A 26557-nucleotide genomic window follows, 5' to 3' on the forward strand; every position below is an offset into this window, starting at 1 on the left:
TCGCCTTACGAATAGAGTGATAGCAACGACCCGGATAATTAATCACCTTCAGTCGGCACGTCCAGTGAACGGTTGAGCACCTGATAAGCCTCTACCAGCTCTGCCAGAGATGCCCGATTGAGACCGCTTGGATTAGGCAGTACCCAGACAGCGGTCTCTTCAATGCGCCGCGCCTGTAGCCCCCACTTAACGTTGCGCTCGCCAAATGCCTGCTCATAGGCCTGCTTCCCCAGCACCGCCAGCGACTGCGGCTGCCAGCGCATGACTTTCTTCGTCAGCGCTTCACCACCGCAGCGTAACTCCTCGCGCTGTAGCTCGCCCGCCTGAACGGTAGGCCGAGCCACCAGCATGGTAATACCGCAGTCCGACGCTAAAAGCTGGTGTTCATCAGCTGGTCTGAGCAGGCTCGGAGTAAAGCCCGCCAAATGAATCACTTTCCAGAAACGGTTCCCCGGATGTGCAAAATGATACCCAGTATGAGCCGATGATTTTCCCGGATTAATGCCACAAAACAGCACCCGCAGCCCGGGCGCGACAATATCATCAATCATTACGCTCTCCCTGTACTTAGTCGTCTCAGTATAAACCGGGACTAAGCCGCTGTTTAGAAAAACAGCATACGCATTCAAGGGTGCTGGATTGCCCCGCCGAGTTACATTATAATCTCCCGCCTCGGCCCCTTAGCTCAGTGGTTAGAGCAGTCGACTCATAATCGATTGGTCGTTGGTTCAAACCCAACAGGGGCCACCAAATTTTAGCATTAGAATCATATAATTAAGCCACTCGGAAGAGTGGCTTTTTTGTTACCCTGATGTTGAGAGGCGATAAAATGGCGGTGTTTTTTCTCACCTCCCGGTGATTGCCCTTCCAGCTATATAATGTCCGGTTAACCCTGGCCCTGCTCAACGCGCTAAATACACCGCTTCTTATCCCCACACGTGCGGGGAACACTACATCGTTACTCAACCTAACGATAAAGCCCGCGGTTTATCCCCGCATGTGCGGGGAACACACTAATCATAACCCATTGTTTAAACTTAACTTTATAGGCCTTTCTATTTCCACCAAAAGATTGGCTATAAAACATCCAAATCAAAGAGCGTTAACTCTCTGATTTTAAAGCAATGTCAAAACAAAAAAGTCGCCGGTCTCACATTCTACCGAACAGGCACCAAATATCCTGCGACAGCGCATGGTTGCATTGGCATCAGTGAGGTTTGATGATGTCGGTTTTCCAGCCCTCTGCGGGATATTTACCGTGGAATGCTGTGAATAATAACCATGCAAGAAAACCTGCGAAGAGATTGCACACTCGCTAAAAAAGTGTGATGACACTAAATAAAGCCCGGATATTACTTTACTGCTTACTACTCATTTGAAATTAGTGCATTACATCACGTATCCACTATAAGAAAATGGCTCATGAAAATAACAAAAGTAGTATGGTTAATCAGTCATTAATATGGCAAAGCGATGAGAAAACCAGCCTCAGCCCGATTCATCCGCGTATTACCATCTGCGGTTTCCACTCAAAAGAGATACGGCGGTTTCAATCGATATCTTATCCATTATTACCCTCCCGTTCTTAATATTATGCAATCAATGACCATAGAAATACCATGACCAAGTTAATACTAAATCGGTATCCCGGAAAAAATGGAGAACATCCACATTCCACATAGTTAAAATAAAATATCTATCACAAAAAATGAAATTTTGAGTTCACAAAAAATAAACATTCGAAATAATAACCAACCATTAATAAATAACAGCCTACTTTCATCTTGAAAGAGTAAGCGAAACACTTCCTAAAATCTCTGTTAATATCATCCTCACGTTATTTACAATAAAAACCTCACTACCCAATACTACCCGTAAGCCGCACCCAGCGGCCATCGCTTGCAATTTTGCCGAAAATTATTTTTGTCAAAATAAGTAGCATAGTAGAACCCATATAATTTATACCCTATACACGCTTACGCTATAAATTTCAAAATCATTTTTTGCGATTAAGCGTTTTCACAGCTCATAATACGGACCAACGTAAACTTCAAATATATAAAAAGGCAAACAACTGAAAGCAAAGCGTATATTATTAAAACAGCATAAAAATAAAATAATTAATCCTGACTATCTGCTTAAGAAATATTTACTTTTGCCGATGCTAACAGAGAAAAATAAAATCATACTCGTTAACGGGGTAAAATGTGAACAACTTGAGTATTTCAAGAAAATCATCAATCATGATGATGTTATTCTTCGTCTTCTTTGTATTCTTGTTTCTGAACGCTACGCTCTTTTCTAAAATAACTTCGATAATGTCATGGGTATTAACCAGGCAAAAATCAATATTGATTACCTTAATCGATTAAATTATAACATCGCAATGACTCGCGGTCAGATGAATGCAATCGCGCTGGTGAAAGTGATGAACCAACCGGTAAGCCCGGCGCAGGTTAAAGAGATGCGCAGCCTGTTTACCGCCATTCGCTCCGATCTAAAAGAACTTAAAGCTCTTAACCCAGAAGAAAATGCTCAAAGGATAGGCCAAATAGAACGGGACGCTTACCTGGTCGTGGATTTTTTTGAAGATGTTCTTCCTCACGTCCTTGACGGAACCTTTAAGGATAAAGATATGAGCCAGGCATTAAAAAACCTGGACAGCGCAATTAAAAGCTTTCGTATTCAAAACGAAAAAGCTTACGAACGTGCCATAAAGGATGCCAGTAAGCACAAAAATAGCTCACTCATCATCTCATCGATAGTTTTCATTCTCTATATCGTCTGCGTGCTGGGCGCGACGCTGTGGATAAAACGTCGCTTAGTTAGCAGTATTGTTTTTATTGGAAAAGTATTCGAGAAAATTAGCAACGGCGATTTAACGTCCGATGTACACGTTTACGGCAGCGATGAAATAGGCTCATTACTGTCTAAACTCAAGGACATGCAGAGCTCCTTGCAAATAATGATCTCATCGGTAAAACAATCCACCGATCATATTTCTCACACTACGCAGGAGATTGTGACAGAAAATCAGGATCTTTCTTCCCGTACCGTAGAGCAAGCCGGTGCGCTTCAGCAAATTGCCGCCAGTATGGAAGAAATAAAAACCACGGTAGAAAATAACGCGCAAAATGCGGCACAGGCAAACCAACTGGCTTCTCATACAAATGAAATTGCAATGGGTGGCACCAAAGTGATGGCTGAGGTGGTCAGTAATATGGAGCAAATAGAGCTGAGCGCGAAAAACATTTCTGATATCAATAATGTGATCAATGGCATCGCCAGCCAGACCAATATTTTGGCGCTAAACGCCGCCGTTGAAGCTGCCCGCGCCGGGGAGCAGGGCCGGGGATTTGCCGTCGTGGCAGCGGAAGTCCGCCAGCTTGCAGCACGCAGCGGAGATGCGGCAAAAGAGATTAATAAACTGATTAGCCAGACGGTCGATAATGTTGCCCAGGGTACGGGACTCGTCTCACGCGCCGGGGAAACCATGAGCGAAATAGTACTTTCCACGGCGAAAGTCAGCGACATTATGGGCAATATTTCTTCCGCATCCGCTGAACAGAGCACCGGTGTTCATCAGGTAGCTCAGGCAATCACGCAAATGGATACCGTCACACAGCGCAATGCGGCGATGGTAAAAGAGTCCGTCGCCAGCACGAGTAACCTGGACCGACAGGCGCACCACCTTTCCGAACTAATGGAGAAATTTAATGTGGGCAACGTTGCGCTGGAAGAAAGCAGCGCACAGCCAGCGGAAGCCTAAACAGAGGCTTTATTACCGCCGTAACATCGCGGCGGTACGCTCACAGCGCCTGCGCTATAAACTCGACACCGCTGCCAGGGCAATAGACCGCCTTTGGAGCAGGCAAAAGATTGCAGTAAACGCATTCTCCCGCCTTCACGGCGGGAGCTGCGCGCAGAACAGCTAGCGCACCGGAGTAGTTAATAAACGCTGCAAATGCTGGCGTGCGCTAACGCTAATATCCTCGGGGTGGCGATAATCGCGATTCTCACAACCGCGCACATAAAGCGCCACCAGCCAGTCATACACATAGCGCGCGCCCGCGTGCGCGGGTTTCTCCGGCAAACGCGTTAATCGCCCAACGGCACGCTCAGGTTCAGGTGCAGCAAAAATCGGCCCCTGAGAAATAATACTGGTGGGACGCTCCTCCAGCGGCGCTCGGGCATAACCTAGCCAGCACATGAAGTTCTCCGCCATACGGGCGATTTCCGCCCCACCGGCACCCTCCTCTACGGCTGCTCGTCCAAATTCGGCAGGCAGATCCAGGCGATAGCCCGTCATCACCAAAATTTCACCCACATCGCTCAGCGTTTCAGCGCGCAGCCCTAGCGAATGGGCCAGACGAGCATCCTGCGTTTTTTCCCGCAGATAAGACGCCCAGCAGCGATACAGCGTGAGGCCAGGACCCGCGCCCACACCGGTTTTTTCTTCGCCCTGACGGCTGAACAAATCTAAAGACGCGTCAAAAATCCCCCGGGGCTGCGCGGTCGCGGTTTCAGGTGTCAGAAACCAGTCGGCAGAAGGGCGTAGCGCCTCCAGCAAATCGCCGTGGCGCGGCGCGCTGTGCTGCAGCGCCCGCACAATCTCTTCTATTTCAGCTTCGGTCTGCGCCTGCTCGCGTAATAGCGGCGTAAACGCGGCGCGAAGGGACTCATGGAGCCGCTGACGCAGAGTAGCATAATGCTGCGCCCTCACCGCTGGCGCCTGAGAGCGGGACAGCCATTCGGCCATTTGCGCAATGCCGCGCTCATCTAACGTTTGCAGGGTTCCCCATGCGAGCGACAAACGGCTGCATAACTGCTGTAGCCCTTCATCAACGTGCTCCCCGTTATGAAAACGCGTATCAAAAGGCGTAATCGCCCAGATCATTCCCGGTTCCTGACCGGCATCTCTGGCACAGCACTGTTGCACCCAGCGTTCAAGCTGGCGAGCAATCGCCGGAATATCGCCGCGATCCTCGACTACATCACACATCAGCAATAAATCAGGCTGCTGGCGCTGACGATACACATCGGGCAAAAAGCGTATTTTACTCTGCGCCAGAGTTGGAGTATGCGCAGACGGATAACCCGGCATATCCAGCACATCGCCGTAAGGGCAGTGGCCGGAAAACTCCACCTCAATGCACAATAGCGTTAGCGCATCCAAAGAGATATTCACCGGCGTTAGCCGGGGCGGCTTGACCAGAACAGTCTGCGCTGGCGCAGAAACCGGCGCCTCCAGCAGCGTTTCCGGCGCCATCACCAGTGTGTGATACCCGAGACGCTCCAGCGTAGTCGCAAAATCGAGCCAGCTTTCCGTTAATGCCCGACGATCGTCCCACAGCAGCGCCCAGGCGCTCGCCCGCTCGCGTAAATTTAAATGCGGGATTAACTGCGCAAACTCCTGCCACAAAGCGGCGCTGCCCGTTTCACCCTGTAGCCCACATACGCGCTGCCAGTAATCAACCACCAGCGCGACGTCCTGCTCCGTAAGCGCCTCGCTGGCCTGCGTCTGCCGACGCGCGCCAAGCGTGGTGAGGCGCTCGCGCAGGCGTTCGTTAATCCCGGCAACGATGCCGCCCTGCTCTAAAAAGTGGCTAATAAAAAGCTGTACCAACTCACATTCACGCAGCAGGCGTAAACGTAAAGGAAACGCCGTCGGGCGCATATCCGGATCGGCGCTATAGCGCAGCGCGCATCCACTGGTAAATCCCACGCGCCCGGCGGGGCGCATATGCGGCGCCGGAATATTCAGCGTATTCAGTAAATGACGCTTACTGGCGTGGCCATGCCCATACAAACACAGCGCGCCCGGCGAACTTTCCGCCGCGTTTAACGCCGCGCTGCGCGCGCTGGCCTGCCACAGACGCAATAACAGCGCGTCCGCCTGCGCATCGAGCAGCGCCGAAGTCTGCCGGTGAGCGTTCACCCACTCAACTAGAGCGGTAATGGCCGTTTCTGGGTAAAAAGTGGATTTCATTTCAGATACACGCTCCCGCTGTCGATCCAATAGTGCTGACCGTTAATACGGCGATCCGCCAGCGTATTGAGTTTTAATGCCAGCGCATCCAGCCCGACGCGCTCGCCCGTCTGAAGCGCAGCCTCCGCCAGTTCAAAAGTACACGCCTCTTCCTCGCCCTGCGCATGCACCAGCTTCAGGCGCACATTCAACACGCCGTCACCCGCCAGCGTGCGCGCCAGCTCCGGGGAACGGATCCCAAGCGTATATAACGGCGTCGCTGGCCAGCGCGGGTTATCAAGCTGGCGAAAGCCCAGCGTCACACCGCCGCGCAGCGGAAAAGTCAACTCAGCGTCCAACTGCGCCTCAGGATCGTCAAGGTCGATATCCCGATACCAAATATTTTCCTCAGACAGCCGGTTTTCCTGGGCATCCAGTTCCCCCAGATGCCGCACCGTGGAATAGGCGCCGATATCCGCTGCCTTCAAATTGAAGCGAGGCAGACGAAGATCCAGCGCCAGGCAGCACAGGGCTGCCCCAACCGCCGCCGTCGACTTCGCGTTGCCAATCCGGCCTTTATCTCGCAGCGGGTACCATTCACCAGGCTGATAATGATTCATCCAGCGAATACGGCTGGCGGGCACGGGCTGTAGCTGATTAAGCAACAGCTTCACGCCGGGAAGCCCGGCTGGTCGCCCGGTGACCAGTAAGATATCGCAGTCATAGTGGGAAATAGCTTCACACATAGCGTGCAGCGGCTGATTAATACAGAAGCGCTCTTCCTGCACCGCCTGATTGAGCGCGGAGAAATCCACCTGCAGCGGCGTAGCCAAAATATCAAAACGTATCGCATCATCACTTAGCGCGGGTCGGATAACCTGCTGAAGATATTCCTGGACGCCGCCCGTCAGGGGATGAGTTAACAGCGCACCTAAATGCGTGTGAAGGCCATCGCTGGCATCGGCGGGATTGCTCTGTTCCCAGGCGCGTAGCACGCCCAGCCCCGCAGGAATCAACAGCTGCAGAGTTAACTGCTGGCGCAGCACGCTCTGGCTGGTCATCCGCCCGGCATCGCCGAACAGAGCCATCATCAGCGCAGCGGTATCGCTAACCCCGGCGTTATGCAGCGCGCGCTCAATAGCAGGCAATACCGCTCGCTGGATAACCTCCAGCAAAATATCATCACCGGCGACTTTAAATCCTTCCCGAAACAGCAGTTCCGGCCGGATTTTCGCACCGCTGCCGCCGGTCTCCAGGGAATAGCGCGTAATCGCCAGGTCCATCGTACCACCGCCGATATCCAGAGAAGCCACGCGCAGCGAACGTCCCGCTACCTCTGCCGCATCTGGCACAGCGTCGGTGCGAGCTAAATCGGCAAACAGCCGCGCCGGCTGTCCGGCGTAAGTGACCATTGCTTCGTTGTAGAGCCACACCAGTTGCCCACAGCTCGCTTCATCCCATTCCATCTTAATTTCAGGAACCGGTACTTTGCTCTGCGCAAGCCCGGCGGCGCCGGTAAAATCAGCGTCCTGTGGATGCCAGCCGTTCGCTTTCCAGACTAGTGCGATAGCCTCCTGCATTCGCAGGCGGAAAATATCGCGTTCCTGCTTAGGCATGGCGCACGGCAGCGTCAGAATAAGTGAGCGTAAATAGCGCGGCGCATTGATATCGCCCATTTGTAGACGATGAGCCACGCTGTTCATCTGAGAAATAATTTGGGCCAGCAGTTCGCATAGCATGTGCGTCATCAGGGAGCTGCGGCTATAGCGGGGGTTAAATACCGGTAAACGCAGCGCAGGCGGAATACGGTAAAGCGGCTCACCTTCATCGTTCATTAATAGCATCAGCGGCCGCGCCGTGGCCGGAGCTTCACGCTCCGGGTGATTGAAGCGCCAGTCGGCAATTGCCGGGGCATCATCCCACAGATAGCGCCGCGGGCTGGATAGCCCGCTGCTGCCTTCATTTCCCTGGCGGCGGGCGGCAAGCCAACTGGCTTCATCGCCTACCCGCACCAGAGACGGCCAGATAAACGCGTCTTCACGCCCACTTTCAACGGAAAACGCCTGTTTACCAAAATTCGCCTGGCTGAACTCAACCCGGCTACTGAAAAGCGGCGCGCTCAGGCGGTAGGGTTCGCTCAGGGAGCGCACCCGCAGCGCGGTGGTTCGCGACAGGCCGTCCTCCGCATGAATATCATTTTCTATTAATACGCCGCAGGTGTGCGTGTTGCCCACATCCAGCGTTAAATCTATCGCAATCGCGTTCGTTTCCGCCGCCACCAGGCGCACGTCCGGCACGCGGACCTGAGTTCCGATAAGCGACATGACATTCAACCAGTGGGCCTGATATTCAAAGAACTTCAGCGCGCGTGCGATATCTTCTTCTGTGCGCGCTTCATGCCGACTGACATACTGGGTAAAAATCTCCCGCAGCCAGCCATCGACCCACGTCTGATCTAAAAAGTCACCGACGTCCTCATCGCGCCATGCCACCGCAAAGCGGGAACCATTGCTCACATCGCGCGGCCCCGGCGCCAGCAAACTGTCGCTATCGTCCATCAGACGCGTATCAATTGCTACCGTGACGCGGTGCGTGTACCCCGACTCATCCGGTATATCCAGCCGGTTTATCTGAATGCGCGCCCAGTTATCCGGGCCGCCGACAAATGCGCGCGGCGCATTCACGCGTAGCAGCGGAAACGGTAGCCAAACGCCATCCAGCAGCGCCAGCGACTGTGCCATGCTGCATACATTTTCCGGTTTTACTAACTCCGGGCCGCCGTCGGACGGCAGCGTATATTTCTGCTGCGCCTCGTCGTAATCCAGGCGCAGCAGCGGACCGTTCGCCGTTTTACGAACGAAGCGGCCGCCGTGGGGAGTGTCTTGCGGCGTCACGCCAAAGTCGAGGAACTGAATCCCGCTATTTTCAATCAGAGTGACGTTTTGTTTATAGTCGCACAGAGTTACTAGCATAAAGAATCAGTCGCTTATTTTCTTAAAGGTCACAGGGACAACGGTGTCTGCGCCGTAGGCGCCGCTACACTCGGCCACATCGTTTGCACCGGCTTTACATGAAATTTCAGGCAGCGGATAGCGCGAACTGTCGGAACAGCGCGCCGCGCCGCGCGATTTAATCATTAGCACGCCGCTGGCGTGTAGCCCGGAATAAACATCGGCTTTACACACTACGCCGCCGCTGAGCGTCAGCCGGACGCTGCCTTTATTGTCTTTGATTTGATAGCGCAATACCGGCGGCTTACCGGTGACCGGGCTGGAAAAGTCCACCGCCGCCCGCCAGTTACCGTTTAAAAAGCGCGTTGTTCCTACGCGCAGCTCATCTTCACTCATGATAAGCGCATTTTTCGGCGCGGGCGCGGGCGTAGATACCGGCTTCTCTTGTGTTTCAGCCACGGGCTTTTTCTCCGCCGCCGAAACCGGTGCAATCACCGCCGCATCAAGCGGCAGCGTTGATGATGCGACAGCCGGCGATGGCGCTGGTGCCAGCGCCGTAGTCGGCGTCGGCACAGCGGGTTCTGCCGGTACAACCACCGCTTTCATAAGCGGCAGCGTCTTTTTGAGTACCAAAGGCGCTCTGACGGGCCGTATCTCCGCGGTGTGTCGATGCGCCTGCAGCGCCATCTGCGATGCAGCGTGCGTGTTCCACGCAAACCAGGCGGCGGCGCTAACTGCGACAACCGGCAGTAATAGAGCCGGAATGACCCATAGCCGCCGCCGGGGTGAAGTTAATGTAACGACTGCGGCGTCGCCGTCTTCATCCTCATTGCTCTCCTCGCTTTCAACGGCGATATCTTCAATGAGGGGCGGCGCAACGGTGGGCTGCGGTGACGGAGGCGCGTAAGTGAGCGGCGGCTCGGCGTCGGGTTCTTGAATATTCGATTCCTGAGCCTGAGTTTCCAGCTCGCCCTGCTCCCGTATCTCAGAGGCAGTTAGCGCATCGGTTTGCTCAAATTCCTCTGGCTCTGGTGTTTCTACAACCCGTAGACAATCCAGCACATCTTCACGAATATTTTCGTGTAGATTGACGAAGCCCCAGAACGTGATGACGGGCTTACCGGCTACCAGATATAAATGGTTTTGTGCGGGAAACTGAAGCGCTAGCGGCAATAGCTTACCAAACAGGCGCATTGCCGGGTTTTCCGCCTGCAGGCTGCGCTGGCTTAATGTCTGTACCGCGCTCAGAATATCCGCCAGCGCGTTCAGCGCCTGCTCACGCTCATGCGCATCGGCGGCGATCCAGCTTTTTGCGCGCCCCGGCACCGGTGAATACCAGTCGATTTTATCGCCATCGTCGTTGATTTGAGGAATTGCCAGACAGTCGGCAATCTGCTGTTGCTGACGCAGGCGCAGCGCTTCGCGTAACTGCAGCGCCATTTCGAAGACCGGTAACCCGTTCTCGCCAATCGCCTGAAAATCGGCGAGCTGGCCGCTGCGTAACAAATTGTTTATCACATCATCTTCCCGCTAGAGTACATCCTGATAAATACTTTAGCGTTATTTTGCGTATTCAAAGGAAGAAAGAGGAAAGTAAAGTGGCGAATCCTCGTGCCTTTGGCAAACCGAGGGCAGCTCCGCATACCGTTTGGTAACGTTTTCGCTGTAGAAAATACAAGTGGGTAACATTCTTGATGACGCGCGCGAGCGCCGCGCCCGGCCCGGTTAATGCGGCCCGCTGAGCGCGGGCCCAAAACGCTATTTCGCGTAGTTTACGGTTAACGCGTTGTTATTCACCGAGAATGGCTTCGCCAGTCTGCCCGGCTGATTGACCAGATAAACAAAGCGGAAGCTGTCTCCAGCGCGCGGTGCGGCGCTTTCCGGCCACGTCATTGTGCCAGAAACACCGGGCAAAGTGAGACAGTTTGCCCCGCTGGCGCACAGTTTTACCGTCACGTCGGCGGATGAAGCGCTTATCGACCACGCCACTGAGGTAACGCGCGCGCCGCTAAGCGACTCTGCGGCCGGGGCTTCCAGCGTGCGCCCTGAAAATGCCTGGCGTCCAAACTGAGTCTGGCCGCCATATCCGTCGGCGCTCCAGGAACCGGCGCCGGCGAAAGCCGCCGCGCTAATACCTGCCAGTAACGCACCGCATATCATTCGCTTCAGCATCATCATTATTCTTTTACCATTGAGGTCATACGTACCGTTCTATCCTGCGTAATTTCCATATTCGACAGCACGGTTAGCTGCGGCAGTGTGCGACGCAGGAAGCGCGACAGCATAGCGCGCAGCGCATGGTTTACCAGCAGAACGCCCGGTTCCCCCATCGCCAGTTGGTTTTGCAGCGCGCTGTCGGTTTGAATCAAGAGCCGTTCCGCCACGCCCGGCTCCACGCCACCGCCGCTCTGTACAGCCTGTAACAAAATGCGTTCCAGCGTGGTATCCAGCCCAATCACACACAGCTCGCTGCGCCCCGGGAAGCACTGCTGAGTGATCGCACGTCCAAGACGAATTCGTACCAGCGCCGTCAGTTCTTCAGGATCTCCCTGCTGCTGCGTCGGCGCCTCCGCCATCGCTTCAATAATGGAGCGCATGTCGCGAATAGACACATTTTCCGTCAGCAAATTCTGCAGCACTTTGTGTAGCGTCGTCAGTGAAATCGCGCCGGGGATTAAATCTTCCGTCAGCTTCGGAATATCGCGGTTAACCCTATCCAGTAACTGCTGGGCTTCAATGCGCCCAAAGAGGTCACTTGAGAACTTCATCACTAAATGGTTGAGATGCGTCGCAACCACGGTGCTGGCGTCAACCACGGTATAGCCCTGGATTTGCGCCTGTTCCCGCAGAACTTCATCTATCCAGCAGGCCTCAAGGCCAAAGGCTGGCTCTACGCACTTATCACCTTCAAGCTCGCCAATCGCGCTGCCTGGGTTTATCGCCATCCATTTGCCAGGGACAATCTCGCCGCCGCCAATTTCCACGCCTTTTAGCAAGATACGATAGGCGGTGGGCTGCAGTTCAAGATTGTCGCGAATATGAATCGATGGCGGCAAAAAGCCCACTTCCTGCGCAAACTTTTTACGAATACCACGAATACGCCCAAGTAGTTCACCGCTCTGGTTACCGTCGACCATGGGGATCAGCCTGTAGCCAACCTCCAGCCCCAGCGTATCTTCCAGATGTACGTCAGCCCAGCTTGCTTCACCGGCGCTGCTGGCTTCGCGCTGTCTCTTATCGTCGGTTTCTGAGGTTTCAAACGTTGCTTTACCCGCCATTTCGCGCCCACGAACCCACCATGCGAGTAATAACAGTAGCGCGGTAAATAACAGAAACACGAAGTTCGGCATGCCGGGAATTATCCCCAACAGCCCTACTACGCCTGCACTCAACAGCATTACGCGAGAGTTGCTGAAGAGCTGCGTTACCATCTGCTCGCCGACGTCCTGATCCGTCGCCACGCGCGTGACGATAACCCCCGCCGCTGTAGAGATGACCAGCGCCGGGATCTGTGCGACCAGGCCATCACCGATAGTCAGCAGAGTGTAGGTCGTTCCGGCATCTCCCAGCGATAGCCCGTGCTGCATAACCCCGACCATCAGGCCACCGACAATGTTGATAGCCATGATCATCAGGCCGGCAACGGCGTCGCCGCGCACAAACTTACTGGCACCGTCCATCGAGCCGTAGAAGTCCGCTTCCTGGGTAACTTCCTGACGGCGGCGTTTGGCGTCATCTTCGCCGATCAGCCCAGCGCTAAGATCGGCATCAATCGCCATCTGTTTGCCTGGCATTCCATCAAGGGTAAAGCGAGCGCCCACTTCCGCGATACGCCCGGCGCCCTTGGTGATAACCATAAAGTTAATGATGACCAGGATGGCGAATACCACAATACCGATAGCAAAGTTACCGCCCACCAGAAAGTGGCCAAATGCTTCGATAACCCGGCCCGCCGCGCCGCCGCCCTGATGCCCCTGCATCAGAATGATACGCGTCGAAGCCACGTTCAGGGCCAGTCGCAGCAGCGTTGAGAACAGCAGTACCGTCGGAAACGCCGCGAAATCAAGAACCCGCTGGGTAAAAATCGCCACCAGCAAAATCATGATTGATAGCACGATATTGAAGGTAAACAGCAGATCCAGCATAAATGGAGGCAATGGCAATACCATCATTGCCAGAATCATCATTATTAATACCGGACCGGCTAACGCCTGCCACTGCGTATTTTTAAAATCAGGCAACCTGAGTTTTGCCGCCATATTTGCCATTAATCGTTACTCTCTTGACCAAAATCTAATGATGCAGGTACCGCGATATTACGCGGGCGCGGAGGTAATACTCCGCCCTCTTTGCGCCAGCGCCTTAAGCCATAAACCCAAGCCAGCACTTCCGCTACGGCGCTATAAAGCGTGGCCGGAATTTGCTGATCCAGCTCCGCATGACGATAAAGCGCACGCGCCAGCGGCGGGGCTTCCAGCATAGGAATTCGATGTTCAGAGGCCAGCTCGCGAATTTTTAATGCCACCTCGCCGGCGCCTTTTGCCACCACGGTCGGCGCTGCCATGATGCCTTCTTTATACTGCAGCGCGACGGAGTAGTGCGTCGGGTTGTTAATCACGACGTCCGCCGAGGGCACCGCCGCCATCATGCGCCGGCTCGCCATTTCACGCTGCTGTTGGCGAATGCGCCCTTTAATGTGCGGATCGCCTTCGTTTTGTTTGTATTCGTCGCGAATTTCCTGCTTTGTCATACGCAGTTTTTTGCGATAGCTCATGAGCTGGTAAAACACGTCAAAGCCCACCATCGGAAGCAGGCTAAGCACAACCAACAGTGAACAGTGCGCCATAATGGCCATCGCTTCACTAATGGCGATAAATGAATGTTGATACAACAGCCGAACTATCTCTGCCCAGCGGCTATAGAGATAAAGCGAAACGGTCACGCCCACTAGCACAACCTTTAAAATCGACTTCAGCATTTCCGGAACAATCTTCAGCGAAAATAAACGCTTAATGCCGGAAATCGGATTCATCTTTTTCAAATCAAACTTGAACGTATCCTGCTTTAGGGAGATGCCCCCGATCATCGCCGGTGAAATAATAGCGATAACAAACAGCCCACCAAAAATAGGAAGTAAGGCGCCTAAACAGGTCATGACCAGCCGCGCGATGCGCATCATTTGCTGCTTTTCATCGTCGACAATGCCGCGGTCAAACAGCAGTCCGCCGTGGAACACTTCGCTGAGCGCGCCGGCGATATGGCCGCCGCCGATCCACAGTAGCCCCCAAGCGCAGGTCAACATCAACATAGAAGTGAGTTCTCGCGATCGGGGAATATCCCCTTTTTTACGCGCTTCCGCTAATCGGTGGGGTGTGGGGTCTTCTGTTTTATCCTGGTCGCTCTCTTCAGACAAAGCCTTATCCTAAGTCAGGTACCTAATACGCAAGGCGCATAGGATGACAAAAGTTTGCGCAATTCATCGGGAAAGAAGAGGGTAAATTTGCGGGTTAATCTTATAATACGTGATGCTACCGGCGCTTTCTTGAATCGGAAAGGCCGGTAGCGAAGTATAGCGGGGGTTAAAATCCGAGGCTTTCCAGCAGATCGTCAACCTGCTCCTGCGTGGCGACCACGCCAGCGCGCCCGGCATCAATTTGTGGCCCATTAAGGAGTTCATCCCCTTTCTGCACCTCGCCTTTATTGATAATCGTGCCTTCCGGTAGATTATCCAGCAGTACCTGAACCAGTTCTTTTTCAATTTCCTGCACCACGGCCATCATACGCTTGATTACCTGACCGGTAAGATCCTGGAAATCCTGCGCCATCATGATGTCCATAAGCTGCTCGTGCGTTTTTTTCGCCATCGGCGGAACATCGGCCAGATAACAGCGAGTGTCTTTGACCAGTTCACGGGCATCGCTAAGCTCAACCGGACTTTCGAACCACGCATCCCACCGTGAGGTAAGCCCTTCCGCGCGATCGCTCATTTCGGTTTGCAGCGGCTGTGCTATCTCTACGCAGGTCAGCGCACATTCTGCGGCCTGAGCCGTTTTATTAACCACATAGCTAAGCCTTTCCCGGGCGTCAGGAATTGCTTCCGCCGCCTGGGCAATTGCCTGATCGAGGCCTAATGTTTTCAGGCTGTCGCGCAGCATGCGCGTCAGGCTACCGATACGCGAAATAATATCCGTTGCCTCTGGCGCCTGAACGTCAGCTATACCGGAATGCTGTTCGCTCATTACCTATTACCACCCAAGTTTCTCAAAGATTTTGTTTAGCTTCTCTTCCAGCACCGCCGCCGTAAACGGTTTTACGACATAGCCGCTAGCGCCAGCCTGCGCGGCAGCAACGATGTTTTCTTTTTTCGCTTCTGCGGTCACCATCAGTACCGGCAGCGCTTTAAGCGCGTCATCCTGACGAATTTGCGTGAGCAGTTCCAGGCCGTCCATTACCGGCATGTTCCAGTCACTGATAACAAAATCAAATTCCGCTTCACGCAGGCGGCTCAGCGCAGCCTGACCATCTTCAGCGTCATCAACGTTGTTAAATCCCAGCTCTTTTAGCAGGTTGCGCACAATGCGACGCATTGTTGAAAAATCATCAACCACTAAAAAGCGTAAGTTCTTATCGGCCATACTTCATTCTCCGTACTGACTGTTCTATTTAATGCCCGGCATTAAATTCTTAATGCCCGTTCTCCAACGCACTGGAGCATTCGTTTACTCATATCTGCCAGCGCCACGACTTCACACACCCCGTCGATGGCAATAGCTTCTCTTGGCATACCAAACACCACGCAGCTTTCTTCATTTTGCGCCAGCGTTTTACTGCCCGCCTGACGCATCGCCAGCAAACCGGCTGCGCCATCGGCCCCCATTCCCGTCAGGATAACGCCCGTTGCGTTTTTACCTGCGTTTTTGGCAACGGAGTAAAACAGCGCATCGACGGAAGGACGATGGCGATTGATGGGCGCTTCCTGAGTCAGGCGAACCTGATAGTTAGCGCCGCTTCGCACGAGTTCCATATGAAAATCGCCGGGCGCGATATAGGCATGCCCGGGCAGAACCCGTTCCCCGTCTTCCGCCTCTTTCACCCTAATTTGGCACAGCTTATCTAGCCGTTCGGCGAAAGAACGCGTAAATCCCGCAGGCATATGCTGAGCAATAACCAGCGCCGGCGTGTTGTTGGGTAATTCCGTTAAAATACAGCGGATCGCTTCCGTACCGCCGGTTGAGGCGCCGATGGCGATAATTTTTTCACTGCTTAATAGCGGCGCGCGCAGCGTCACCGCCTTCGGACGCAGCGGATTTAACCGACTCACGCGCGCCTTTTTCGCCGCGCGAATTTTATCGGCGATAAGATGGCTGTATTCCATCATTCCGCTGCGTAATTGCGCCTGCGGTTTGGTAATAAAATCAACCGCGCCCAGTTCCAGCGCCTTCAGAGTGACTTCCGAGCCTTTATCCGTTAATGAAGAAATCATTAACACCGGCATTGGGCGCAAACGCATTAAACGCTCAAGGAAATCCAGGCCGTCCATATGCGGCATTTCAACATCAAGCGTTAGCACATCCGGAGAATGTTGCTTTATAAGATCACGGGCGATAATTGGATTCGGCGCCGTCGCGACTACTTCCATGTCTGGCTGACTGTTAATAATTTCAGTCATAAGTTTCCGCATCAATGCGGAATCATCAACGCACAGCACTCTTATTTTATTCATCGCCTGTCCTTCACTAATCCATAGACTGTCTGACCGATTAAGTAAAAGTCCTCACTCACCTGACTAAAGTTTTCTGAATGGCCGGTAAATAATAGCCCGCCGGGTTTCAACATAGATGAAAAACGCCGCAAGATACGCTGCTGCGTATCTTTGTCGAAATAGATCATCACATTGCGGCAAAATATAGCGTCAAACGGCCCAGGAATATTCCAGCTATGGGAAAGTAAATTCAGCGACTGATAGCAAATAGAAGAAAGTATTTCTTTGCGTATTTTTACTTGCCCGCTTTGTTCCCCGGTGCCCCGTAAAAAATAACGGCGCTTTAATTCTTCTGGCAATGACGAAACATCGTGCAGGCGATAAACGCCTCTTTGCGCATGTTGTAAAACCTGGGTATCAATATCGGTAGCCCATATTCGCGCGCCGGCGCTAGTTCCCAGCGTGCGATCCAGCGTCATTGCAATAGAGCACGGCTCTTCGCCTGTCGACGCCGCCGCGCTCCAAACGCAATAATTACCGCCACGCGCTCTGGCATGTTTTTCGAGAATATCAAAATGGTGCGATTCTCGAAAAAACGATGTCAGGTTCGTGGTTAATGCATTAATAAACTCCTGCCATTCATTACCGTTGGCATCCTTTTCCAAGAATTGTAAATATTGCGAAAAATCATTTAATTTGAGCGCACGAATGCGCTTCATTAAACGATTGTAAGCCATGTCTTTTTTATGATCGGCTAATACTATCCCTGCCCGCCGATAAATGAGGTCTCTAATTTTTTCAAATTCAGCGGACGTCATTTGTACGTTGAGCATGGATTCACCCAGCGGAGAAAATAATGCTTTCGACATCTTATTTTGTGTACACCTGTAAAAATAGCTTCAACTAGCAATGCGGTTTACATCTGCACACTCAAAAAACAACTCCCGATAATAAACTCTCATCCTTAAGTGGAATTAAATTACTTCCGGAGCCTGAATCCTCGTAGGCAGCCACTTTATTATTTCATCAGGCAGACGCGACCTGATCGACTAACGCCATTTCACGGCTATTAAGTAGTTTCTCAATATCAACCAGAATTAACATGCGATCATTGAGTGTACCTAGCCCGGTGAGAAATTCTGTTGACAGCGAAACGGAAAACTCCGGTGCCGGGCGAATCTGATCCGTCGTAAGAGAAAGCACATCAGACACGCCGTCAACTACAATTCCTACGACGCGTTCCTGTAAATTCAATACCACCACGACGGTATTTCCCGTATACGAGACATCGCCCTGATCAAACTTAATGCGCAGGTCCACAATCGGAACAATAACGCCGCGCAGATTGGTAACCCCTTTAATAAAATCCGGAGCGTTCGCAATGCGCGTTACATTATCGTAGCTGCGGATTTCCTGTACTTTGAGGATATCAATTCCATACTCTTCGTCCCCCAGAGCAAAAACCAGAAACTCTTTACCCTGATTTTCAACGGACATCGTATTTTCGCAAGCGTTAGACATATGAAAATCTCTTCAGATAATGTTAAATACTTTCAGCTACAGAAAATTTCTTATTGTAAAACTGAGGCATAGAGGCGACATCAACGATCAGCGCTACGCTGCCATCGCCCAGGATAGTAGCGGCGGAGATACCGTCGACCTTGCGATAATTGCGCTCAAGGTTTTTCACCACCACCTGCTGCTGCCCGATTAACTGATCGACTAACAGGGCAAAACGGCGACCGGCGCTTTGCACCACTACGGCGATGCTTTCAGTAATCTCTTCATGCGCATTTTTAACGTCAAACACGCGATGCAATTCAATCAGCGGCAAATATTCTTCCCGCACCTGCAGCACAAATTCCGAGCCGCCCATAGGATGCAGCGCGTCTTTCTGAACCCGCAGAGATTCCATCACCGCGTTCAGCGGCAGAATGAAGATTTCTTCACCGACGCGTACTGACATGCCGTCCAGAATCGCCAGCGTTAGAGGCAGCAGAATGCGGAACGTCGAGCCTTTGTCTGCTACGGACTCAATCTCGATATGACCGCCCATTTCCTGAATGTTACGGCGAACAACGTCCATCCCCACGCCGCGACCAGACAAATCTGTCACCTGTTCTGCGGTTGAGAACCCTGGCGCGAAGATGAGCTTCCACACATCGTCATCGCTGATATTGTCCGGGATGTCCATCCCCTGAGACTGAGCCTTCGCCAGAATTTTGGTGCGGTTTAGCCCGGCACCGTCATCTTTAATTTCGATAACAATATTGCCGCCCTGATGTTCGGCCGAAATCGTGATATGTCCAATTTCCGATTTGCCTTTTTGACGGCGTACTTCAGTAGGTTCGATACCGTGATCCAGGCTGTTGCGCACCAGGTGCGTTAGCGGATCGACGATGCGTTCAATCAGGCTTTTATCCAGTTCAGTCGAGCTGCCGACTAAACCAAGCTCAATCTTCTTGTCCAATTTGCCGGCCAGATCGCGCACCAGACGCGGGAAGCGGCTGAAGACGTACTCCATCGGCATCATGCGGATAGACATAACGGCTTCCTGCAGATCGCGCGCATTGCGCTCAAGCTGCCCCATACTGTTCAGGAGATCGCCGCAGACCGAAGGATCCAATAGTGAAGAGAGCTGTGAAATCATAGACTGCGTGATGACCAGTTCGCCCACGAGGTTAATTATCTGGTCCACTTTACCCACGGCTACGCGGATAGTGCCGGATTCAGTATTGTTGCGCGCAGGCGCTTTTTCTTTTTTCGCAGGCGCCTTTGGCTGAGAGGCAGCAGCGGCCGCTACAGGAGCCGCCTCAGGGGCTGACTCTACCGCCGGCGCAGCGGCGATTGGCGCTTCGGGAGCGGCAACCGGCGAAATAGCTATCTGATCCGGCTCGACAATAAAGCACATAACCGCGCTAATATCATCCTGGTCTACGGTGGTAGCAAGCGTAACGCTCAGCGTGCCGTTATCCCATGATTTTTCAACAATCTGCCCCAGGTTACCCAGCTCTTCGGCCAGTAAATTCTGCTCGCTTTCCTTGAGGTTCTTTATCTCCACGCGAAGATGGCCCGACGATGCAACAGCGGCAGTCGCAGCCGGAGCAGACTCAGCCACCGGCGCTGGCGCCGCGGTTTCAGCAGGCGCTGCGCCGTTTTTACTCTCAAGGGCTAATTGGCGCAAGGCCTGACAAATATATTCGTAGCTGCTCTGATCGGGTTCCACAGAGGACTTATACGCATCAAGTTGCTCTTGCATAACGTCTTTTGTTTCCAGGAAAAGATTGATGATATCGCCGCTCAGCGCCATATTGCCGCCACGAGCGTCATCGAGCAGGTTCTCCAGCAGATGCGTTGTTTCCTGCAGCACCGAAAAACCAAAAGTCCCTGCCCCGCCCTTAATTGAATGCGCCGCGCGAAAGATAGCGTTCAGGCTTTCGTTATCCGGATCCTGCGGATCCAGCTCTAACAGATGCTGCTCCATATCGGCCAGCAACTCATCTGCTTCTTCAAAAAACGTTTGGTAAAATTCTGTAATGTCCATTTCCGCGCACCTTAATCCTGCCTGCTCGGGGGCGCCGCGTTCGTCTGCTTCGCAGGCGCTCCGGCATTTTGTTTTTCAGAAGGCGCGCTGACATCTGGCGCCTTCGGTTCTCCGGCGGGCGTTGGGGCTGCCGGAGAAAGTTTCGGGGTTTCCGCAGACGGCTTAACCGGCTCCGCGGTTTTTTCCTGAGCGGCCGGAGCCGGGGCCTTCACACTCACGGGCGCCGGAGGCTGAGTTTTAGCTGCCGCATCTTGTGCGGTAGCCGCCTCAGGACTCAGGCTTTTTTGTAATGATTGTGTCGATCCGTCGATGGTAACTTCGTCGCCATCCACATTTTCTTTCAGGATGCTTTCTTCTTTATCGTGCGTCAGGATAAGCAGCGTGATACGCCGGTTTTCCGCGATATCGCCCTGGGTGTTTTTCAGGTTCATCGTGTCCGCCATACCGACGATACGCAGCACTTTTTCCGGGCCTAACCCGCCCTGAATCAGTTCGCGGCGCGAGGCGTTCGCACGATCGGTTGACAGTTCCCAGTTGCTGTAGCCAGCCAGGCCGGAAGCAAACGGAAGGTCATCGGTATGGCCTGAAATACTCAACCGATTGGGGATGTCATTTAGAATGGGTGCCAGCGCTCGCAGAATATCGCGCATGTAAGGCTCAACCTTCGCGCTGCCAAGCTGGAACATCGGACGTCTTTGGCTATCGATAATCAGAATTCGCAGCCCGTCGTCCAATAATGTAATGCGTAAGTTAGGCGCCAGCTGTTTCAAACGCGGATCGTTTTTGATGAGCTGATCGAGGCGTTCACGAAGCCGACGCAGCGCATTCATCTCTTTACGATGACGTTTATCACTGTCATCCAGCTGCTGCGGCTTTTTGAATTGCTCGCCGTCCTGCTTCATAAAATCGTCGCCGCCGCCGGGAATAACGCTGCTGCTAAGGCTGGATTTATCGCCTTTCGCCAGCGCGACTTTGAGCGGCATGCGGAAATATTCCGCTATCTGCATACGATCGGTGGTTGTGGTTGTCGATAGCAACCACATCACCAGAAAGAATGCCATCATCGCCGTCATAAAGTCGGCGTAAGCGATTTTCCAGGAGCCGCCATGGTGCCCATGACCATGCGACTTCCGTTTTTTTTTAATAATGATTACATGAGGCTTTTTCATGCCTGACCAGCCTCAGCTGAATTGCCATCAGAACGCTTAGCGTTACGAACGTGTTCTTCCAGTTCGATAAATGATGGACGTTCGGTGGAGTACAGCGTTTTACGCCCGAACTCAACCGATATTTGCGGCGCATATCCGTGCATACTGGAAAGCAGGGTAATTTTGATGCACTGCATCATTTTGATGCTTTCACAGCTTTTTTGGCGCAGTAAAGACGCCAGCGGCAGAATAAAGCCATAGGCTAATAAAATGCCAAGGAAGGTACCCACCATGGCGTGAGCAATGAGTTCACCCAATTCGGCAGCCGGACGATCGGCAGCAGCCAGCGCGTTGACAACGCCCATAACGGCGGCAACGATACCAAAAGCGGGAAATGCATCGCCAAGCTGGTTTAAGCTGCCGGCAGGGACTTCATTTTCCTGCTCGCAGGTCTCAATCTCTTCATCCATTAGCGCTTCCATTTCATGCGGATTTAAATTGCCGCTTAAAATAAGGCGCATATAGTCGACGATAAAATCCATCAGCATTTTATCCGCCATTAAACGCGGATAATCGCTGAAGATTGCGCTGCTTGCGGGTTCTTCAATATCACGTTCCAGCGACATTTGCCCCTGTTGGCGGCCTTTGGAAAGAAGGCGGAACATGAGGGCCATCAGGTCCATATATAGCGCTTTGTTGTAACTGGAACCGCGAAATAAACGCGGCAGCGCTTTCATTGTCGCCCGCGCCGCTTTTCCATTATTGCCAACGAAAAAGGCGCCAACTCCCGCGCCGCCGATAATAAGCAGTTCGGTAGGCTGATATAATGCCCCTAAACTTCCGCCGGAAATCACGAAGCCACCAAATACCGTGGCGATAACAATGGCATATCCCAGTATAACTAACACGTCATATCCTTAAATCGCTTTAACCAAAAAAGGAAAGCACCTGCTTAACAAAAAGATAGAATATCAGGCCATTTTCATTTGCAATGGCAAATAAACACCTGAAAGGTCCAATTTGTTATCGGCATTAGCCGCGAAAAATTTATCTTTTTTTACCGCTCGTGAAGGCGGCTGGCACATACTGCATACAAATTCGCTTTCCGGCTGATATGCATAAGTAATAAATTTACCGCGGCATTGGGTGCATCCCGTATGCTGTAATACAGAGCTATTGGTAAAACGTAATAAAGTCCAGGCCCGAGTTAAACTTAATACAGGGTCCTTGCCTTCTTCCGGAGCGCAAATCTCAAGATACAGGCGATACGCTTTAACGATAGCGACAATTGAAGATGTTTCTTCATTTTTACGAAAATAAAGATAAATATTATAAAAAATAGAAGAATGAATATTATGTTCCCAAATCATAAACCAATCGGTTGAAAAGGGGAGCATTCCTTTCGGCGGTGGCGCACCGCGTAATTCTTTGTAAAGTTTTAGCAAACGCCCTCTACTTAAACTGGTTTCATTTTCCAAAATTTGTAGACGGGCACCTAATGAAATTAACTCTACTGCGAGTTGAATATCTTTAACTTCGCGTAATACACTTTTTTCTGCAACCATAATTTGATTTATTCTTAATCCAATTAGACGTTATTGACCAACACTATTTAACAACTGCGTCGACAAAAGAATACCCGTATGAATTTGCTGTAAATCAGCAACCCGAGATTCGCCAGTTACGCGTTGAAGTGCCTCGACATCATCCAGTCTGAACTGAAACAGGACTTGATTGCTTTCTGCTAATTTAATTAGCTGAGGCAGCGTTAGTTTCGAGATATAAGCCAAAGTCTCATCTTCCATACCTAAGCGGAAGCCTGCGACAGCGGGGTCGTTCTCGTACAATTTCTGTGCCAATAAAAGATAAGAAAGGTTAATATTATTGATTGCTTTAGTTACATCTTGATAAATCATTCCGGCACTCTCTGTTAAGTAACATTAACAAATCCGTTTGCCTTAATTTATTCCTTTATTTCTCATCCCTGTTAACTGCGCACGGAAAATCTAATCAGATGAGTCTGATCACAGAGTGCTTTTCATTAACTAATTAGGGCTGAGCGTTTCCAATGACCGCATTATTGAGCATTATCTGATCGGGGGTCAATACTCAATTTTGCGGATTTAGGAAAATTAGTCCTAATTTTTATAAATTCAGCGGATAGCCTAGAGTTACTTTCCCGGCATTAATAAATCTTCATGAAATGATTGGCATAGGCATTATTTCCCTCTTTATTATTCCGAAGGTTAATAACGCTTTTCCGTAACTCTCCCAGCCGATTATTTAGCAGAGACATTACATGTTTCTCATTTTGGCAAAGAGAAGTCAACGAATCCGCTACATATTCCTCAGAACACTCCGTATATGTATCGATGTCGTTCACAATACGTTCAACTACGGGCAGATAAATGCTGTTGTGGTTGATTAGCATATCCCATTCCTGCTTTTCAGCCATATCAACCATCTCACTGCTTAACTGTAGAGCGTGCTGAATCAGATTTTTTTGTTCATTCGCGTAATTCGTTTTCATTTCTCTTCTATTTACCCTATTTGTTTCCAGGCATCGGTAATATTTAACAATACACGATCAATATGCACGATAAGTGCAATATCATTATCTAAATTGGCTTTAAGTAAAGACTGAATCATATAACTGTATAAGCGATCCAATTCAGCAGAAACGGTACCGCCACGCTCATGGTCGAGAACAGATTGCAAACCATTACCAATAATATTAATGGCTCTGGAAAGTTCTTTTCCACGCAGCGCGACATTTCCCGTTTCGGCGGCGATTTTTGCACGCAGTAGAGATGCGTGAGCGCCTTCAAATAGCATGGTAATTAACTGATGCGGGCTCGCCCCCATCACGCTGCTTTCCAGGCTCACTTGGGAATATGCTTTACTAGCGTATTGATTGTGATTCATACATTATCTCTCAGGCGCCGCCATCCCGGCGGCGCCGCTATTAATTATTGACCACCGAGTGCGGCAATCAGCGCGCTACTGGTGCCCTGCATCTGCGTCATGATTTTATCAAGGTTCTGGAACTGCTTAGTGTAGACATCCATCTGGCTGTCTATCAGATCGTTAGTTCTGTCAATCTGAGTTTGCAGCGTTTTCAGCTTATCATTCAGCCCTTTGGTGGTGTCATCGATAATGCTCTTCGTGCCGCTAGCGCTGTCGCCAAGGTATTTGTTAGCCACATCTTTCAACAGGCTATCGGCAAGCCCTGGCTTATCGCCCGCGCCCATGAGCATTTTCTGTACATCGTCGCCATTGGTTTCTAAAACGGTGTCCAGCTTAGTTTCATCAATCTTCATTTCACCGGTTTTCGCATCAATGGAAATACCGATGTCAGACAGAGACATAACGTCATGGTTACCGTTACCGGTAACAGAACCCGCAGCCGTTCCTAAAAGCGCCGATGCCAAGTCGCGAATAGTGCTGTCAGAAACCAGCGCGCCGTCCGGAACCTTATTTTTATCGTCATCATCGGATTTTTTGCTACCGCTGGTAGCATTGGCGGCTACATCGGAATAGCGCGAGGTATTAATTTTGCTATTCAGCGCATTGAACTTTTCGACAAAGTCTTTAATTGCATCTTTAACCGCCGAGCTGTCCTTGTTAAGTACCAGTTGCTCGCCGTTGGTCTGATCTTCAGACATTGCTTTCAGCGTAAGCGTTACCCCAGGGATAACATCTTTAATGGTGTTGGACGCACTGTTAACTTCCTGACCGTCAATGTCTATCTTTGCATCTACACCGTCAGTGGTTTTCACTGTGCCCATAAATGATTGAAGATCGGAATTGCCTGTCACCTGGACAGAGTCAATGCTATTGTCTGCACCGGTTGATTTAGACGTCAGTTTCAGCGCGGCTTTACCATCATCGCCAAATACCACGCTGGCAGTCACATCACCGCCGGCGCCGTTAATCTTTTTCACCACCTGATCGAGCGAGGTCTCATCGGCCTTCAGATCGATTTCCAGCGGCGGCTCACCATTTTTCTGCGTAATGGTAATTTTCGCATCAGAGGAGCCCATTTGGGCAGTTCTGTCATCTACGCCTGTGCTTATTCCAGAACCCGCCGTTGCCAGGTTTTTAACGATGACTTTATGTACCCCTTCAAACGCATTACTGTTTGTAGTGACTGAAAAAGCCTTGGTATCGTTGGCAGTAAAAGTATTAAACGCAGAGCCATTCAGCGCGGTTACAGATTTCTGGAAATCGTTGAGCGAATTTTTAATCGCTCCCCAGGCCGATACCTGGTTTTTACATGAGGTTTGCTGGTTGGTGTAAGGCACCAGACGGTTATTCTCAACCTGCCTTAACTTAGTAAGCATGTCGTCAAAATTAATGCCAGAACCGATCCCCATCTGGCTAAAAGAGGGAACATAACTCATAAGATCAAATCCTCTATATAAAGTAGTTGAGCGTTTCTCTTACGGCTCTATCGGCAATATTGAGGAAAAGTTTATAGCAAAGGGCTTTTTTCCGTTCCCGCAATAAACCTATCTCTGAGTGGGGTTATCTGGCGATTGGCACTTTGTTAAGGTAAATAAATCGGAGCGGGGGATGAAAACGAAAGACTGTTTTATCATTTATGCCGCATGATACCGGGAGTTGATACACACTCAGGCGCGATAGCCCCTTTCCCGGACAGTTTTTCCGCGTTGCTGATAAAGAGTATGAATCACGCTTCCTTATAAAGAAGACTTTCTTTTACGAGCAGGCAGTGCCCGTTCATAAAGGGACACACGCTATTATCATGTGCGGGCCTGCAGCGCCAGGCAGCCGCGGATGCTCTTCTTTTACCAGGGCTGGCTATGATAATGGCCAATACGCTTTTTTTCTCCGTCACGGACAGCTCTTTGAAGTGGTTTACTGAATTTGGCCACCTAAACAGAGCATCTCAGAACAATACAGGTGTCCCAATGAAAAAAAGAAATTTCAGCGCAGAATTTAAACGCAAATCCACTCAACTGATCCTTGAACAGAACTACACCGTTGCTCTTCAGCTCTTCAGCTCTTCAGCTCTTCAGCTCAAAATATCTTTTCTATTTATTCACTCCATGCGTCTCCCGCACATAAATATTGAGGCGTAACCCGAACACCCCAATTATTTTGTGACGAATATCTCAATCATATATTTCAGCGTATTCTTTTATGGGCTTAATTAACCGCTCGAATTGTTAAATCCAGCCATTGAAAATCCACAGAAATAGTAAAAACCCGCCTTGAAAC

Annotated in this window: 22 protein-coding genes and 1 tRNA gene; 3 read left to right on the forward strand and 20 right to left on the reverse strand. The window is 51.2% G+C overall.

All coding sequences use genetic code 11. The features are described from left to right. Positions 1 to 38: 38 nt before the first annotated feature. Complete coding sequence (gene mug, locus SFA31_RS00730) at positions 39 to 551, reverse strand: G/U mismatch-specific DNA glycosylase (protein ID WP_322836267.1); 513 nt, start codon at positions 549 to 551, stop codon at positions 39 to 41. Positions 552 to 674: 123 nt separating this feature from the next. Here mug and SFA31_RS00735 point away from each other — a divergent pair. Both SFA31_RS00735 and SFA31_RS00740 read left to right on the forward strand, forming a co-directional pair. After that, a tRNA-Ile gene (locus tag SFA31_RS00735) sits at positions 675 to 750 on the forward strand. Between the two features lie 1573 nt (positions 751 to 2323). Beyond that, positions 2324 to 3769: a methyl-accepting chemotaxis protein gene (locus SFA31_RS00740; protein ID WP_322836268.1), complete on the forward strand. Its 1446-nt coding sequence runs from the start codon at positions 2324 to 2326 to the stop codon at positions 3767 to 3769. A 162-nt stretch (positions 3770 to 3931) separates the two neighbouring features. Here SFA31_RS00740 and SFA31_RS00745 read toward each other — a convergent pair whose 3' ends face one another. From SFA31_RS00745 to fliD, 19 genes are all read right to left on the reverse strand, one after another. Then, positions 3932 to 5989: a virulence factor SrfC family protein gene (locus SFA31_RS00745; protein WP_322836269.1), complete on the reverse strand. Its 2058-nt coding sequence runs from the start codon at positions 5987 to 5989 to the stop codon at positions 3932 to 3934. Further along, positions 5986 to 8940, reverse strand: coding sequence for a virulence factor SrfB (locus tag SFA31_RS00750; protein WP_322836270.1), 2955 nt, complete (start codon positions 8938 to 8940; stop codon positions 5986 to 5988). The genes SFA31_RS00745 and SFA31_RS00750 overlap by 4 nt, the downstream gene beginning before the upstream one ends. Before the next feature lie 6 nt (positions 8941 to 8946). Next, a complete protein-coding gene (locus tag SFA31_RS00755; RefSeq protein WP_322836271.1) occupies positions 8947 to 10437 on the reverse strand; it encodes an SrfA family protein in 1491 nt (496 codons plus the stop codon). Between the two features lie 240 nt (positions 10438 to 10677). Next, positions 10678 to 11097: a flagellar protein FlhE gene (locus SFA31_RS00760; RefSeq protein ID WP_322836272.1), complete on the reverse strand. Its 420-nt coding sequence runs from the start codon at positions 11095 to 11097 to the stop codon at positions 10678 to 10680. Continuing rightward, positions 11097 to 13187: a flagellar biosynthesis protein FlhA gene (gene flhA, locus SFA31_RS00765; RefSeq protein WP_322836273.1), complete on the reverse strand. Its 2091-nt coding sequence runs from the start codon at positions 13185 to 13187 to the stop codon at positions 11097 to 11099. The genes SFA31_RS00760 and flhA overlap by 1 nt, the downstream gene beginning before the upstream one ends. Beyond that, positions 13187 to 14332 carry a flagellar biosynthesis protein FlhB gene (flhB, locus tag SFA31_RS00770; RefSeq protein WP_322836274.1) on the reverse strand — a complete coding sequence of 382 codons (1146 nt, stop codon included), beginning with the start codon at positions 14330 to 14332 and terminating at the stop codon, positions 13187 to 13189. The genes flhA and flhB overlap by 1 nt, the downstream gene beginning before the upstream one ends. Before the next feature lie 166 nt (positions 14333 to 14498). Then, positions 14499 to 15158: a protein phosphatase CheZ gene (gene cheZ / locus SFA31_RS00775; RefSeq protein WP_322836275.1), complete on the reverse strand. Its 660-nt coding sequence runs from the start codon at positions 15156 to 15158 to the stop codon at positions 14499 to 14501. Between the two features lie 6 nt (positions 15159 to 15164). Further along, positions 15165 to 15554, reverse strand: coding sequence for a chemotaxis response regulator CheY (gene cheY, locus SFA31_RS00780; RefSeq protein WP_322836276.1), 390 nt, complete (start codon positions 15552 to 15554; stop codon positions 15165 to 15167). Between the two features lie 41 nt (positions 15555 to 15595). Further along, entirely contained in the window at positions 15596 to 16642 is a 1047-nt protein-coding gene (locus tag SFA31_RS00785) for a chemotaxis response regulator protein-glutamate methylesterase (RefSeq protein ID WP_322836277.1), read from the reverse strand. Further along, a complete protein-coding gene (locus SFA31_RS00790; RefSeq protein WP_416208309.1) occupies positions 16639 to 17490 on the reverse strand; it encodes a CheR family methyltransferase in 852 nt (283 codons plus the stop codon). Before SFA31_RS00790 ends, SFA31_RS00785 begins: the two co-directional genes overlap by 4 nt. A 157-nt stretch (positions 17491 to 17647) precedes the next feature. Continuing rightward, on the reverse strand, positions 17648 to 18142 hold the full coding sequence (cheW, locus tag SFA31_RS00795) for a chemotaxis protein CheW (RefSeq protein ID WP_322836278.1): 495 nt from the start codon (positions 18140 to 18142) through the stop codon (positions 17648 to 17650). Positions 18143 to 18164: 22 nt separating this feature from the next. Then, positions 18165 to 20165 carry a chemotaxis protein CheA gene (cheA, locus tag SFA31_RS00800; protein WP_322836279.1) on the reverse strand — a complete coding sequence of 667 codons (2001 nt, stop codon included), beginning with the start codon at positions 20163 to 20165 and terminating at the stop codon, positions 18165 to 18167. Positions 20166 to 20176: 11 nt separating this feature from the next. Further along, positions 20177 to 21334 (reverse strand): flagellar motor protein MotB, encoded by a 1158-nt coding sequence (motB, locus tag SFA31_RS00805; RefSeq protein ID WP_322836280.1) that lies wholly within the window; start codon positions 21332 to 21334, stop codon positions 20177 to 20179. Beyond that, positions 21331 to 22221 (reverse strand): flagellar motor stator protein MotA, encoded by an 891-nt coding sequence (gene motA / locus SFA31_RS00810; RefSeq protein ID WP_322836281.1) that lies wholly within the window; start codon positions 22219 to 22221, stop codon positions 21331 to 21333. Before motA ends, motB begins: the two co-directional genes overlap by 4 nt. 63 nt (positions 22222 to 22284) lie before the next feature. Then, the gene (flhC, locus tag SFA31_RS00815; RefSeq protein WP_322836282.1) at positions 22285 to 22878 is read right to left on the reverse strand and encodes a flagellar transcriptional regulator FlhC; all 594 of its coding nucleotides are present in this window, start codon (positions 22876 to 22878) and stop codon (positions 22285 to 22287) included. 30 nt (positions 22879 to 22908) lie between these two features. Further along, entirely contained in the window at positions 22909 to 23229 is a 321-nt protein-coding gene (gene flhD / locus SFA31_RS00820; RefSeq protein ID WP_322836283.1) for a flagellar transcriptional regulator FlhD, read from the reverse strand. A 269-nt stretch (positions 23230 to 23498) separates the two neighbouring features. Continuing rightward, complete coding sequence (fliT, locus tag SFA31_RS00825; RefSeq protein WP_322836284.1) at positions 23499 to 23843, reverse strand: flagellar protein FliT; 345 nt, start codon at positions 23841 to 23843, stop codon at positions 23499 to 23501. An 11-nt stretch (positions 23844 to 23854) separates the two neighbouring features. Beyond that, on the reverse strand, positions 23855 to 24238 hold the full coding sequence (gene fliS / locus SFA31_RS00830) for a flagellar export chaperone FliS (protein ID WP_322836285.1): 384 nt from the start codon (positions 24236 to 24238) through the stop codon (positions 23855 to 23857). A 44-nt stretch (positions 24239 to 24282) separates the two neighbouring features. After that, on the reverse strand, positions 24283 to 25716 hold the full coding sequence (gene fliD / locus SFA31_RS00835; protein WP_322836286.1) for a flagellar filament capping protein FliD: 1434 nt from the start codon (positions 25714 to 25716) through the stop codon (positions 24283 to 24285). A 429-nt stretch (positions 25717 to 26145) separates the two neighbouring features. Between fliD and SFA31_RS00840 the strand changes: the two genes are divergently transcribed. Next, a complete protein-coding gene (locus SFA31_RS00840) occupies positions 26146 to 26418 on the forward strand; it encodes a transposase (protein ID WP_322836287.1) in 273 nt (90 codons plus the stop codon). Positions 26419 to 26557 lie beyond the last annotated feature (139 nt).

The organism is Erwinia sp. HR93 (assembly GCF_034555055.1).
GTDB classification, from domain to species: domain Bacteria; phylum Pseudomonadota; class Gammaproteobacteria; order Enterobacterales; family Enterobacteriaceae; genus Apirhabdus; species Apirhabdus apintestini.